Source organism: Bradyrhizobium sp. sGM-13, assembly GCF_018398875.1.
Lineage (GTDB): Bacteria > Pseudomonadota > Alphaproteobacteria > Rhizobiales > Xanthobacteraceae > Bradyrhizobium.
On record NZ_JAGWDK010000001.1, the window covers coordinates 463439 to 476537 of the forward strand.

Consider the following 13099-nt stretch of genomic DNA (forward strand, 5'->3'; position numbering starts at 1 on the left):
TCTCCCCTCGCTTCCATCCATGAAAGGCTCGAGATCAATATCGAGGACGCCCGGCAACGCCGTCTCGACAAATCATTTTAGGCTTAAAACAATTGTTCGCAAGGGTGGAATCAAGGGTGGAATCGCGTATTCCCCACCTTCAGAGATTAACGGCCGCGCCCCGGCCTGGAACTCGTCTCCCTCAGGCGGCCCGGTAGTCCGGCGCCGCGGCGAGGAAGCGGCCGTAGGCGGCGGCATCGGGCGGGGTAAATTTCTCCACCAGCGGATTGCGCCGGCGTCCGGATACGCCGATGTCGGCCAGCAATTCGTCAAAATGCTTGAAATGATAGGGCGCGACGCACAGCCCGCCATAGATGCCGGCGGCCGGCCGCTCGACGCGCTTGAAATGCAGCATCATCTCGATGTTATCCCGCATCTCCTTGGGCGTCGGCTGACGGACGAGCTGGCCATCGGCATAGCGCACCAGCCAGTTCGCGGCGAGGTCTGCGCACAGCACCGTGCAGAAGCTGGAGTTGAAGCCAACGAATCCCATCTCTGGCAGGTCCGGGTTGGCAATCAGCCGATAGAACCGATACTGCCCGTCGGGATCGACCAGTCTGTCTCGGTAAGCCTGCGGCAGGAACGGCACACCCAGTTTGTAGCCGATCGCGAGCACGGCCACGTCGGCCTGGACGCGCTGCCCGCCGGTCATCACGATCGTATTGCTATCATAGCGCTCAAAACTGCCTCTGATGGCCTTAATGCGCTTGTCCGCGACCATCGGAAAGAATCCCGGCGTCGCGATCGGCACCGAGCAGTTGACGCCGTCTTCGATCCGCTCTTTCGGCACCATGTCGCATTTGCTGAGCTTGAGCTGAACTTTCAGAAGGCTCTCCAGCCCGCGCCAGTTGGCCCAGACGAGCGGTTTTGCCACCACATACGCGAACCGCGACATCGCGCCGATGCCCCAGCTCCGAAACATCTCCTCCTGCGCGCGGATGTAAAGAATGCGTTTGAAATTGACCAAGCCGCCGATGAAATAGGGAATCCGCCACACCGGCTCGCGGTACACCAGCGTCACTTCCGCCGCCCCGGAGTTGACCGCGTTGACGGCGATATCTGTCGCCGACTTCGAGCCGCCGAGCACGACGATCTTGCGGCCTTTGACGATAGCCGGGTCGTTGTATTGCGAGGAGTGCAGGATACGCCCGCCCTGCGCCTTGAAGGCGTCTTCGCCCGGCAGGCTGAGCATGTGCGGCTCATTGAACTGCCCGGTGCATACCGCGACGAAATCGAAGTCTTCGGGAGTGGTGCGGCCGTCCGGCCCACGCAGATCGAGCCGCCAGCCCGGCGCAGGATCGGGCCGACGATCCATTTGCACCACGGTCGTGTTGAAGCACAGATGGCACCGAGGAGATCGTTGTCCTTTGCGTACTCAGTCAGGTAGGCATGGACCTGCGGACCTTTCGGCCATTCCGGATAAGAATCCGGCATCGCCTTGTCGGTGTAGCGGTATAGATCCTTCGGGCTCTGCGTTTGCACCTCGGGATAGGACCGCGCTGGCTCCCAGACGCCGCCAAGATCGCCGCTGCGCTCGACGATCGTGATCTGATGTCCGCGCGCGGCGAAGGCTTTTGCGGCCGCAAGTCCGGATACGCCTGCGCCAATGACGCAGACTTTCTTTCGGCTGACCATGACGACGTCTCCAGCGAGGATGAGTTCAGCGAGCTATTCGTTGGCCTCGGGCGGCAAAAAGTTCACTTCATGCTGCGCCGAGATCCGGACCACTTCTTCGGGATCGGTCAGATTGTGAAGCTGGTTGAACAGCGCTTCGAGCTTCTGCATCGGCGACACCCAGAACAGCGCGCGGGCCGGCTTGTCTGCTTTGTTGAAGTAGCCATGCGGGATGCCACGCGGCATCCGAACCAGGTCGCCGGCCTTGGCCTGCACCCAGACGCCGTCGAGCTTGAGATCGAGAACGCCCTCCTGCACCAGGATGAATTCATCCTGCGTGGGATGAACGTGCACCGGCACGAATTGTCCGGGCTCGCTGTTGGTCTCGAAGGCGAAGGTTGAATCGGTCACGGCCTTGGGGAAGTAGACCTGACCGAGAATATTCCAGGTCTTGCCGCCGTAGCCGGTGCCCTTGGGGGTGATGCCTTTTTCGAGCGCTGCCATATCGCCCCTCCTCTCGCAGTTGATGTGGTTGCGACGTCTGAAGATAGTTCGCGCAGGCTGGATCGGGCCGAAGCGGTCGTCTAGCCGGAAAACGAATCCGGCCGGCTTCGCGCGAGATTTTTCAGATTGCTGCGGCGCAGAATGACGAACAGACCGCGTTGCCTTCCGACCAGGCACCCACGACTACCAAATCGCCTTTCCAACCACGGCTCCGAGAGATATTATAGGCTTCAAATAATGCGGAGGGCGGGGCCGTGGAGACGGGCACCAGCACTGTCAGCCATGACCCAACCGTCCGGCTGGCGGCATTCAACCGCGTTTCGACCGACAGCGTCGATGCTGCCGCCGACGCGGTGGGGCGGATATTCTGCCCGCATCGACTGACGCCCGAGCAAACGACATCATCTGAGTTCTTTGCGTTGCACAACAGCGCCGTCTTTGGCGGCTTATCGGTCAACTACGTCGCCTATGGCGGATCGGTGTCGATCGACCCCGGCTGCCTCGAACGCTTCTTCCTGTTGCAAATCCCCGTGCACAGTTCGGCGCGGATCCAAACCGCCTCGCGCGACATCACAACCGCCCCAGGCGCCAGCGCCTCACTTTTGTCGCCGACGATCCCGACGCGAATGACTTGGCAGAGCAATTGCGCGCAGATCATTCTGCTGGTCGACCGCCGCCTGATAGAGCATCGGGCCGCGGCGTTATCGGGGCGACCGGCAGGCGCGGTCGAATTCGAGCCCGCGGTCGACCTCTCCTCCGCAGCCGGCCGCGCGCTTCAGTCACAGATCCTGGAGTTCGTCGATCTTGCCGAATGCCTCGGACCGCAGCAGCGGCTGTCGCCGATAACAGCAGCCAATATGCGCGAGACGTTGTTGGGTGCTTTGCTCCACGGCCAGCATCACAGCGCCAGCGACGCGATCGAGCGGTTTGGCGGCCGGGCCGAAACGCTGCCGCAATCGTTGCGACGGGCGCGCGAGTTCTTATCCGCGCACGCGGACGAGCCGCTCGATCTCGCGCAGCTTGCTGCAGCCGCAGGCACGGGCATCCGTGCGCTACAGCTCGGCTTCCGGCGGCATTTCGGAACGTCGATCTCGGAGATGCTGCGCGACATCCGGCTGGCGCATCTCAATGTCAGATTGACCGCTGCCTCCCCTGACGAAAGCATCACCGATATCGCATTCGAGCTCGGCTTTACACACCTCAGCCGGATGGCAAGCGCCTATCGCGCCAAGTTCGGCGAAACGCCGTCGGCGACTATGCGCGGGATGAACTAGCGTCCGGCGAGTTGCTCAACGGATCCTCCGCGGCGTCGGATATCAGGGGGTCCGCGCCCTCGCGGCCTTCTGCGCCGAAGTTTTGGTCTTGGCCAAGAGGCGCATCAGCTCGCGGACATCCTTCGGCGTCAGGTCTCCGAAAATATCGGCGATCCATAGTTCGTGCTCTGCCGCCATCTTGCGGAATTCGGCACGGCCGGCCTTGGTTAGCCGGATCACCTGCACGCGGCGGTCGACCTCCGAGGTGCGGCGGTCGAGATGCCCGGATTCGACCAGGCGCTCGACGAGGCCAGTGACGTTGCCATTCGAAACCATCATCCGCTTCGAGACATCGGACAGCGTCATGCCCTCCGGCACCTTGTCGAGCTGGGCCATCAGGTCGAACCGCGGCAGCGTGACGTCGAAGCGCTCGCGCAAGCGGCTGCGTACCTCGCCTTCGATCAGGGTCGTGCAGGTCAGGAGGCGAAGCCACAGCCTGAGTTCGTCGCCATGATGCTCCGGGAGCTCGACGGCCTTGGTCTCTGAATCGAGAGTCATGATCCTATCTTGTCTGGGTTGGGCGTTCGGCGAGCCCGAACAGAGCGCTTCTCGGGATCATTGTCCAGATTTCTTTAAGTTTCAAGCAATTGGCGCATGGCTTGCATGGATGTGTTGTGCTTGCGGGTGCCGTCGCCGTCAGAATAAGCTGCGCCCCGAGCATTTGATGTAGCGCAGGTTTTGGCTGCCGAGCCGCCGAACGGAGGAACAAATGAAGCAGTCTTTCAAACTGACAGGGCTTGCCGTTTTGCTGGGGTTTGCCACCGCTCCGGCCGCAGCGCAGGAGAAGATCAAGATCGGCGTGATCACGACCTTGTCCGGCCCGGCGGCCGTACTCGGCCAGCAATCCCGCGACGGCTTCCAGCTCGCGGTCAAGGAGCTCGGCGGCAAAATGGCCGGCAAGGACGTCGAGGTGATCGTCGTCGACGATGAACTCAAGCCCGATGGCGCCGTGACCAAGGCCAAGGGCCTGCTCGAGCGCGAGACGGTGGATTTCGTCGTCGGGCCGATCTTCTCCAACATCCTGCAGGCCATTCACCGGCCAGTGACGGGGAACAAGACGTTCCTGATCAGCCCGAACGCGGGGCCGTCGAGCTATGCCGGCAAGGAGTGCAGTCCGTTCTTCTACGTGACCTCGTACCAGAACGACCAGGTTCACGAGATCCTCGGCAAGGTCGCCCAGGACCGCGGCTACAAGCGCGTGTACGTGCTGGTGCCGAACTATCAGGCCGGAAAGGATTCGGCGGCCGGATTCAAGCTCGACTACAAGGGCGAGATCGTCGAGGAGAGCTATACCCCGCTCGGCACGCTGGATTTCCAGGTCGAACTGACCAAGATCGCCTCCGCCAAGGTCGATGCGCTGTTCACCTTCATGCCGGGCGGCATGGGCGTCGGCCTCGTCAAACAGTACCGGCAGGCCGGCCTCGCCGACAAGATCCCGGTGCTGTCGGCGTTCACGGTCGACGAATCGACCCTGCCCGCGCAGCAGGATGCCGCCGTCGGCATGTTCGGCGGCGCCAACTGGGCGCCGAACATGGACAATCCCCACAGCAAAAAATTCGTCGCTGCGTACGAGGCTGCCTATAACAGCGTGCCCGGCACCTACGCCATGCAGGGCTATGATACGGCCATGCTGATCGACAGCGCGGTGAAGGCGGTGAAGGGCGATCTGAAGAACAAGGACGCTGTCTCGGCAGCGCTGAAGAGGGCCGAGTTCACTTCGCTGCGCGGCGACTTCAAGTTCAACGTGAACGGCTATCCGATCCAGAATTTTTATCTGACCAAGGTCGCCAAGCGTCCGGACGGCAAATTCCAGACCGAGATCGTCGAGAAGGTGTTTTCCAATTACGGCGATCGCTATGCCAAGGATTGCACGCCCGCGAAATAACAATCGAGAGGGAGCGATACCATGAAGACTGAAATCGCCGGCATTACCCGCGCCAACGAGGGAATCCAGGGAATTTCCTGGAGCATTCTCGGCCAGACCTATGTGCCGAAGAGCATCACCGAGCATTCCTTCTCCTGGCATGCGACGTTGCCGCCCGAGACTTTTGTGCCGCCGCACATCCATCCCGATCAGGACGAGTATCTCTACATCCTGGAAGGACAGCTCGACTTTTTCCTCGACGGCGCCGATACGCAGGCTACCCCCGGCGATCTGGTGCGGCTGCCGATGGGCAAGCCGCACGGCATCTTCAACAAGTCGGGACGGACCGCGAAGACGCTGTTCTGGGTCTCGCCGACGCAGCGGCTCTACGACCTATTCTGGGCGATCCACAACATGAAGGAGCAGACGCCGGACGCGGTGGTGGCGCTGGCGGCCGAGCACAACATCCACTTCCTGCCGCCGCCTCCGGGGGCGTGAGTTACGCCCGCACCGCTGCGAGCCCGACCTGCGGCGGGGCGAAGCCGGCCTTTGACGCATAGCCGCGCACGATCGCCTCGCGCTGGGCGTGGCTCAGCACCTTTTCGATATCGGTAAAGCCGTCCGGCGCCAGTTGCTCGACAGCGTCGATCACGCCTTCGGGACCACCGCGACGGTTCGCGCGCACGATCTCCGCGGTCATCGGCAGGCGCTTCTTCTCATAGGCGACCAGCGCCTGGCGCGGATGTTCGGCGCGCGCCAGTTCATCGGCCAGCGCCCGCGCGTCGAGGATCGCCTGCGAGGCGCCATTCGATCCGACCGGATACATCGGGTGCGCGGCGTCGCCGAGCAGCGTGACGCGTCCCCGAGTCCAGTACGGCAGAGGATCGCGGTCGCAGCACGGATATTCGTAAAATTCCGGCGTCGCCGAGATCAGGCTACGCACGTCGACATATGGCACCTTGAAGCGCTCGACATGCGGCATCAGCTCCTCGCGCTTGCCGGGCCGCGACCAGTCCTCGCGGCGCGGCGGCGGCGAATTGCCGTCGCCGATCTTCACCATGACAGCCCAATTGGTCAGCCGGCTCGATGGACTCGAGCCTTCCGCAATCGGATACACCACGACCTTGGCATTCAGCCCGCCGGCCACGATCATGGAGCGGCCGGTCAGGAATGCAGGCCAGTCGCGCGCGCCGCGCCACAGCATATGTCCGTTCCAGCACGGCGGTCCCTCGTCCGGAAATAGCATCTCGCGCACGCGCGAATGAATGCCGTCGGCGCCGATCAAAATATCGCCGCGCGCGGTTTTGACATGGGCGCCGGTGCGGTCGAAGAAGTGCGCGACCACGCCGCCCTCATGCTGCGTAAACGCGCCGAGACGGCAACCGGTGTGGATCGCCTGGTGGCCGAGCCGTTCCTCGACGGCGCGATGAATCACGCTTTGCAGGCGGCCGCGGTGGACCGAGAATTGCGGCACGTCGTGTCCGGCATCAAGGCCGCGCGGCTCACGCCAGACTTCCTGGCCGTGGCGGCTGAGATAGTACAGTTGATCGGTGCGAACAGCGGCGGCATCGAGCCGGTCCAACAAGCCGAGGGCGGTCAATTCTCTGATCGCATGCGGCAGCGTGTTGATGCCGACGCCGAGTTCGCGGATGGCGTCGGACTGCTCGAACACCTCGCAATCGATGCCGCGGGCGCGCAGCATCAGCGCGGTGGTAAGGCCTCCGATGCCGCCTCCGACGATGATCGCTTTCATGCGCGTAACTCCAACTCTCCATCTTCAACCTCGCCCCGCTTGCGGGGAGAGGTCGGATCGCCGTTGCGATCCGGGTGAGGGGTACCGGACTCACCGCGTTCACTGCTTGCGGTGAGAGCCCCTCACCCCGACCCTCTCCCCGCGAAGGCGGGGAGAGGGAGGGATCGAGCCAAGCCTGCCATTCGGCCTATTCGGCTGCAAGCGGCTTTGTCGCCTCGGCCTTCAGCTCGGCGCGGGTTTTCGGTTTAGCCTTGATCTTGAGGTCCTCGAAATCCTGCCGGTCGCGTACGCTGTTGCGGAAAATTTGTTCCTTGCCGGGCAGATATTGCGGCGGACAGGCAATGTCGGCGCCATACCAGGCCGCAGCCCGCATCGTGAAGAACGGATCGACCAGATGCGGCCGGGCGAGCGCGACGAGATCGGCGCGACCGGCGGCCAAAATCGTGTTGACCTGGTCTGCGGTGGTGATGTTTCCGACGCACATGGTCGCGACGCGAGCCTCGTTCCGGACCTGATCGGAGAACGGCGTCTGGAACATGCGGCCATAGACCGGCTGCGCATCGCGCACGGTCTGGCCCGTGGAGACATCGACGAGATCGACGCCGGCTTCGGCGAACGCGCGCGCGATTGCGACCGCGTCGTCGCCGGTGACGCCGCCCGCCGCCCAGTCGGTCGCCGAGATGCGCACCGACATCGGCTTGTGCGCCGGCCACGCCGCGCGCATCGCCTCGAAGACCTCAAGGGGATAGCGCAGCCGGTTGGCGAGCGGGCCGCCATATTCGTCGGTCCGTTGGTTGGTCAGCGGCGAGATGAAGCTCGCCAGCAGATAGCCATGGGCGCAATGCAGTTCCAGCATGTCGAAGCCGCAAGCCACCCCGCGCAACGTGGCCGCCACGAACTCCTCCTTGACGCGGTCCATCGCGGCGCGATCCATTTCGCGCGGCACCTGGCTGTCGGGGAAGTAAGGCAATGGTGACGCCGAGATCGTATCCCAGCCGCCCTCTTCCAGCGGCCGGTCCATGCCCTCCCACATCAATTTGGTTGCGCCCTTGCGGCCGGCGTGTCCGAGCTGCAGGCAGATCTTCGCGGCCGAATTGGCGTGGACGAAATCGACGATGCGCGTCCAGGCGGCCTGCTGCTCGTCGTTCCACAGACCGGTGCAGCCGGGCGTGATGCGGGCGTCGCGGCCGACGCAGGTCATCTCGGTGAAGATCAGTCCCGCGCCGCCGATGGCGCGCGAGCCGTAATGCACCAGATGGAAATCGCCGGGCACGCCGTCTTTCGCCGAATACATGCACATCGGCGACACCACCGCGCGGTTCGCGACTTCCATCTCGCGCAGCCTGAGCGGCTGGAACATCGGCGCCGTCGGCTTGTCGAGATCGACATCGAATCCTTTGGCGCGAACCTGCTTCGCAAACGCCTTGTCGACTTCGCGGACGAACTCCGGCGCGCGCAGCGTGAGGTTATCGTAGGTGATCGCCTTGGCGCGGGTCATGACGCCGAACGCGAACTGCACGGGATCGAAATCCCAGAAGCGGTCGACGTGCTCGAACCAGACCAGCGACACGTCGGCGGCGTGCTGGGTCTTCTCGACCTCCTCGCGCCGCCCCTGCTCGTAGGTCTGCAACGCGGCGTCGACGGTCGGCGCCTGCGCCATGGCGTCGGCGAGCGCAATCGCATCTTCCATCGCGAGCTTGGTGCCGGAGCCGATCGAGAAATGCGCGGTCGCTTTGGCGTCGCCGAGCAGCACCATGTTGTCCTTGATCCAGCGCTGGCTGCGGATCATCGGAAAATTGCGCCACGTCGAGCGGTTGATCAGCAGCGGATGGCCATCGAGGAACCAGCCGAAGATTTCGGCCATGCGACCAGCGGATTCACGTTCGCTGAGGCCTTCGAGGCCGGCGCGGTGGAAGGTTTCGGCGTCGGTCTCGAAGAGACACGTCGAGCGCCCCGCCTCGTATTGATAGGCATGCGCGATGAACGGTCCCCACTCTGTCTCCTGGAAGATGAAGGTGAACGCGTCAAGCGGCCGGGTCGACCCCATCCAGGCGAATTTGTTGGAGCGCAGGTCGATCTGCGGCTGGAAATGCTCGATGTGCTTGTCGCGGAAGCGGCTGTTGATGCCGTCGGCGAGCACGATGAGATCGGTGTTGGCGAAACGGGCTTCGTCGTCGATATCGGTTTCGAACAGCAATGTGACCCCGAGTTCGCGGGCGCGCTCCTGCAGGATCAACAGCAGCGTGCGGCGCGAGCAGCCGCAAAAGCCGTTGCCGCCGACGCGATGGACGGTGCCGCGGAAATGCACGGCGATGTCGTCCCAATAGGCGAATTCCTCGGTGATGCGGCGGTAGCTCGGCGGATCGTATTTTTCGAAATTGTCCAGCGTGGCATCGGAGAACACGACGCCGAAGCCGAACGTGTCGTCGGCGCGGTTGCGCTCATAGACGGTGATCTCGGCCTGCGGCCGCTGTTTCTTCAAGAGGATCGCGGCATAGAGACCGGCCGGTCCGCCGCCGATTATCGCGATCTTCATCTACCGCCTCCGAAACAGGCCGTCGGGCTAGTTCCGAATTACTTTAAGCCTAAAATAATTTTTGGGCAAGGGCTGTTCGCGCCCCGGATGCTGCGCAGCGCCATAAGCGCGTTCACGCGCGTCTTTGACGCGCTATGGCGGTGCGCTGCTGTTCCGGGGCCCACTCGGCGTGGTCCCGGCCCTGCGGAGCAGCGTACCGGACGATGCTTCGCATCGCCGGGAGGACGCTGCACCGCGTCCGGAACACGCCCAGCCCTCAATTCCCCTGAAACACCGGGGTTCGCTTGTTCGAGAACGCCTCGAACGCCCTTGCGAAATCTTCCGTGGTCATGCAGAGCGCTTGCGCCACCGCCTCGGCTTCGATCGCTTCCTCCACCGACATTGCCCATTCCATCGCCAGCATACGCTTGGTCATGGTGTTGGCGAAGGTGGGTCCTTCCGAAATCTGCTTGGCCAATAATTGCGCCTGCGGCAGCACCTGTTCCGGGGTGACGATCCTGGAGAAGAAGCCCCATTTCTCACCCTCCTCCGCGGTCATGAAGCGGCCGGTGTAGAGCAGTTCCGACGCCCGCGACTGCCCGATGACGCGCGGCAGGATCGCGCAGGCCCCCATGTCGCAGCCGGCGAGCCCGACCTTGTTGAACAGGAACGCAACCTTGGCGCCCGTCGCGGCCAGGCGCAGATCCGACGCCATGGCGATGATCGCGCCCGCGCCGGCGCAGATGCCGTCGACGGCGGCCACGATCGGCTGCGGACACGCGCGCATCGCTTTCACCAGATCGCCGGTCATGCGGGTGAAGGCGGTCAGCCCCTTGGTGTCCATCTGGATCAAGGGACCGATGATCTCGAACACGTCGCCGCCGGACGAGAAATTGCCGCCGGCACCGGTGACGACGACGGTCTTGACCTCATCGTCCATTGCACAGGCGCGGAAAAAATCCGTGAGCTCGCGATAGCTTTCGAAGGTCAGTGGATTCTTTCGCTCAGGACGATTGAGCGTCACCGTGGCGACGCGATCCACGACCGCCAGCACAAAATGCTTCGGCGAATAGTCGGCCAGCGGCAGCGTGACGGGATTGGCAGGCTTGCTCATGGGATCTCCCTGAATTGCATTGTCGTTGACCCAGTCAGACCTCGCCACCGGCAACCGCGATGGCCTGCCCGGTGATGGCACCTGCGCCCTCGCCGCAGAGCCAGAGCACGGTATCAGCTACTTCCGACGGCGCCACGAGACGTCCCTGCGGATTGTGCTTTGACAACTCCGCGATCGCCTGCTCGCGGCTGCGACCGGTCTTCTTGATGATGTTGTCGATCGAGACTTCCAAGAGATCGGTCTCGGTGAAGCCGGGGCACACGGCATTCACGGTAACGCCGCTCTTGGCCGTCTCCAGCGCCAGCGAACGAACGAGGCCGATCACCGCATGTTTCGCCGCGCTGTAGGCCGAGACATAAGCGTAGCCCTTGAGGCCGGCAGTCGACGCGACGGCGACGATCCGGCCGCGGCGGCGCTCCAGCATTCCGGGCAGCACGGCTTGCGCGGCGTGGACCACGCCCATGAAATTGACGTCCATCATCCGCTGGAACAGCGCCGCATCGGAGCGACCGAACGGCGCGGACTCCGCCGCGCCGGCATTAGCGACGAGGATGTCAATCGGCTGCCGCGCGATGGCTTCCGTTACTGCCGATTTGACTGAAGCCTGGTCGGCGACATCAGCGACGGCTGCAAACTGCGCTGCGCCGGACGCAACCGCTTCATCCAATGTCGCGCGGTTGCGCCCGAGCACTGTTACCGTTGCACCCGTTTTCGACAGTGCCGCCGATATCGCAAGGCCGATGCCCCGCCCGCCGCCGGTAACGAGCGCATGGCAGGAACGCGACAATTGGGGCATCGGTCAAGCCTCCAGGATTAGAGTTCAGCATATATTTTAACTTCAAGCTTTTGCAAGGAAGCCGCGGACGATGGGTATGGTGGTCCCAAATCAAAGCGTCGTCCATGCCTCCGTGCGCAATCGCGCACTCGGCGCAGCGACCCATAGCCACCGCTGCTGATCGTTGAGGGAAAGTCGTCGACCATCCCCGCAAGGCAACATCCGCCGCGGCGTATGGGTCCCTGCGTTCGCAGGGACGACGGATAGTCGCGATAGGCTGGGCAAAGCGACAGCGTGCCCACCATCGAGAAGCGCGCTCGACGATAGATGGTGGGCACGTCGCTACGCTCCTTGCCCACCCTACGCGTTAGCATCAAATAATCCCGTCTCTTCGCAGCGCTGCAATCGCGTCTGCGTCGTAACCGATATCGGCCAGCACGCGATCGGTGTGCTCGCCGAGCGTCGGCGGGCGCGTGACGATTTCGCCTGGTGTCTCCGACAGCCGCACCGCGGCGCGCGCCACTGGCGCGGGGTTCGGCAAGCCGGGGTAGTCGACATCCTGCATGAAGCCGGTGGCGCGGATGTGCGGATGCTCCAGCGCCTGTTGCGGGCTCAAGACCGGTCCGGCCGGGATCATCGCCTGGCCAAGCGTATCGACGGCTTGCTGCGTGGTGCGCTCGGCGCACCAGCGCGCCATCCGTTTGCTGATGATTGGTCCGTGGTCGCCGCGCTTGATGTCGTCGGCAAAGCGCGGATCGCTCAGCCAATGGTCCTCGCCCATCAATCTGGCCCAGCGGATGAACAGAGGATGGCCGGTGACCTGGCACAGCACCCAGCCGTCCCTGGTGCGGTAGATATCGGCGGGCGCCGCGGTCTGGCCGAGATTGCCCGTGGGCGCGCGGTTGGCTGATATCACCGCCTGCTCGATCAGCGTTGCGTTGGTGAAGGACAGCGCGGTTGCGAGCAGCGCGCCCTCGACGATCTGCCCGCGCCCGGACTTCGCCCGCTCGATCAGCGCGGCGAGCGTACCGAAGGCGCAATGCAGCGCGGTGCCGAAATCGACCCAGTTCACTGCGGCGCGGTACGGCGGATCGCCCTTGCCCGTCATGTAGACCGCGCCCGACATCACCTGGCCAACGCCGTCGAAGCCGACGCGGTCCGACCACGGCCCAGGGCCGCCGAAAGCGGTCGCGGTCGTCAGGATGATGTCCGGCTTGATCGCCTTCAGCGTTTCATAGTCGAGCTTCATCGCGCGCAGCGTCTGCGGCGGCAGGTTGGCGACGACGACGTCTGATGTCGCAACCAGTCGGCGCATCACCTCCTGGCCTTGCGGCTTCATGGGATCGAGCGTGATGCATTTCTTGTTGCGGTTGACCTGCAGGAACAACGCGCCCTCGCCGCCTTCGCCGACCGGCGCCACGAAACGGTCCTCGCTGCCGTCGCGCTTTTCCACCCGGATGACTTCTGCACCGAACTCCGCCAGCAATGTCGCGCAATACGGTCCTGCGATATAACGCCCGAAATCGAGGACACGAATGCCCTCCAGAACTCCCCCCATCGGTGTTTTTCCTTGTCTGGCTGCCCGATCGTGACGAGCCTTCTATCATG

Annotated in this window: 10 protein-coding genes and 1 pseudogene; 3 read left to right on the forward strand and 8 right to left on the reverse strand. The window is 63.6% G+C overall.

Annotation, left to right across the window (positions count from 1 at the left end):
• Positions 1-181 precede the first annotated feature (181 nt).
• Together KJQ96_RS02175 and KJQ96_RS02180 are read right to left on the reverse strand one after the other, a co-directional pair.
• Positions 182-1674: pseudogene (locus tag KJQ96_RS02175) on the reverse strand (flavin-containing monooxygenase).
• Positions 1675-1707: 33 nt separating this feature from the next.
• Positions 1708-2157, reverse strand: a complete 450-nt coding sequence (locus tag KJQ96_RS02180; RefSeq protein WP_213285042.1) for a cupin domain-containing protein — start codon at positions 2155-2157, stop codon at positions 1708-1710.
• Between the two features lie 254 nt (positions 2158-2411).
• On the opposite strand from KJQ96_RS02180, the gene KJQ96_RS02185 reads away from it, so the two are divergent.
• Positions 2412-3431, forward strand: a complete 1020-nt coding sequence (locus KJQ96_RS02185; RefSeq protein WP_213285043.1) for an AraC family transcriptional regulator — start codon at positions 2412-2414, stop codon at positions 3429-3431.
• Between the two features lie 42 nt (positions 3432-3473).
• On the opposite strand, the gene KJQ96_RS02190 is transcribed toward KJQ96_RS02185, so the two are convergent.
• Positions 3474-3968 (reverse strand): MarR family winged helix-turn-helix transcriptional regulator, encoded by a 495-nt coding sequence (locus tag KJQ96_RS02190; RefSeq protein ID WP_213285044.1) that lies wholly within the window; start codon positions 3966-3968, stop codon positions 3474-3476.
• Positions 3969-4179: 211 nt separating this feature from the next.
• Between KJQ96_RS02190 and KJQ96_RS02195 the strand changes: the two genes are divergently transcribed.
• Positions 4180-5355, forward strand: a complete 1176-nt coding sequence (locus tag KJQ96_RS02195; RefSeq protein ID WP_213285045.1) for an ABC transporter substrate-binding protein — start codon at positions 4180-4182, stop codon at positions 5353-5355.
• A gap of 21 nt (positions 5356-5376) precedes the next feature.
• A complete protein-coding gene (locus tag KJQ96_RS02200; RefSeq protein WP_213285046.1) occupies positions 5377-5832 on the forward strand; it encodes a cupin domain-containing protein in 456 nt (151 codons plus the stop codon).
• 1 nt (position 5833) lies between these two features.
• On the opposite strand, the gene KJQ96_RS02205 is transcribed toward KJQ96_RS02200, so the two are convergent.
• The 5 genes from KJQ96_RS02205 to KJQ96_RS02225 all read right to left on the reverse strand — a co-directional run bounded on the left by KJQ96_RS02205 (position 5834) and on the right by KJQ96_RS02225 (position 13049).
• Positions 5834-7087: a flavin-dependent oxidoreductase gene (locus KJQ96_RS02205; RefSeq protein ID WP_213285047.1), complete on the reverse strand. Its 1254-nt coding sequence runs from the start codon at positions 7085-7087 to the stop codon at positions 5834-5836.
• Between the two features lie 187 nt (positions 7088-7274).
• A complete protein-coding gene (locus KJQ96_RS02210; protein ID WP_213285048.1) occupies positions 7275-9623 on the reverse strand; it encodes a bifunctional salicylyl-CoA 5-hydroxylase/oxidoreductase in 2349 nt (782 codons plus the stop codon).
• 256 nt (positions 9624-9879) lie between these two features.
• A complete protein-coding gene (locus KJQ96_RS02215) occupies positions 9880-10716 on the reverse strand; it encodes an enoyl-CoA hydratase family protein (RefSeq protein WP_213285049.1) in 837 nt (278 codons plus the stop codon).
• A 34-nt stretch (positions 10717-10750) separates the two neighbouring features.
• Positions 10751-11512 (reverse strand): SDR family NAD(P)-dependent oxidoreductase, encoded by a 762-nt coding sequence (locus KJQ96_RS02220; protein WP_213285050.1) that lies wholly within the window; start codon positions 11510-11512, stop codon positions 10751-10753.
• Positions 11513-11864: 352 nt separating this feature from the next.
• On the reverse strand, positions 11865-13049 hold the full coding sequence (locus KJQ96_RS02225; RefSeq protein ID WP_213285051.1) for a CaiB/BaiF CoA-transferase family protein: 1185 nt from the start codon (positions 13047-13049) through the stop codon (positions 11865-11867).
• Positions 13050-13099 lie beyond the last annotated feature (50 nt).

Excerpts from the sequence above, each read along its gene's own strand:
- KJQ96_RS02220 (WP_213285050.1), bottom strand. The coding sequence starts at position 11,512 with ATGCCCCAATTGTCGCGTTCCTGCCATGCGCTCGTTACCGGCGGCGGG.
- KJQ96_RS02225 (WP_213285051.1), bottom strand. The coding sequence starts at position 13,049 with ATGGGGGGAGTTCTGGAGGGCATTCGTGTCCTCGATTTCGGGCGTTAT.
- KJQ96_RS02205 (WP_213285047.1), bottom strand. The coding sequence starts at position 7,087 with ATGAAAGCGATCATCGTCGGAGGCGGCATCGGAGGCCTTACCACCGCG.
- KJQ96_RS02200 (WP_213285046.1), top strand. The coding sequence starts at position 5,377 with ATGAAGACTGAAATCGCCGGCATTACCCGCGCCAACGAGGGAATCCAG.
- KJQ96_RS02210 (WP_213285048.1), bottom strand. The coding sequence starts at position 9,623 with ATGAAGATCGCGATAATCGGCGGCGGACCGGCCGGTCTCTATGCCGCG.
- KJQ96_RS02180 (WP_213285042.1), bottom strand. The coding sequence starts at position 2,157 with ATGGCAGCGCTCGAAAAAGGCATCACCCCCAAGGGCACCGGCTACGGC.
- KJQ96_RS02215 (WP_213285049.1), bottom strand. The coding sequence starts at position 10,716 with ATGAGCAAGCCTGCCAATCCCGTCACGCTGCCGCTGGCCGACTATTCG.
- KJQ96_RS02195 (WP_213285045.1), top strand. The coding sequence starts at position 4,180 with ATGAAGCAGTCTTTCAAACTGACAGGGCTTGCCGTTTTGCTGGGGTTT.
- KJQ96_RS02190 (WP_213285044.1), bottom strand. The coding sequence starts at position 3,968 with ATGACTCTCGATTCAGAGACCAAGGCCGTCGAGCTCCCGGAGCATCAT.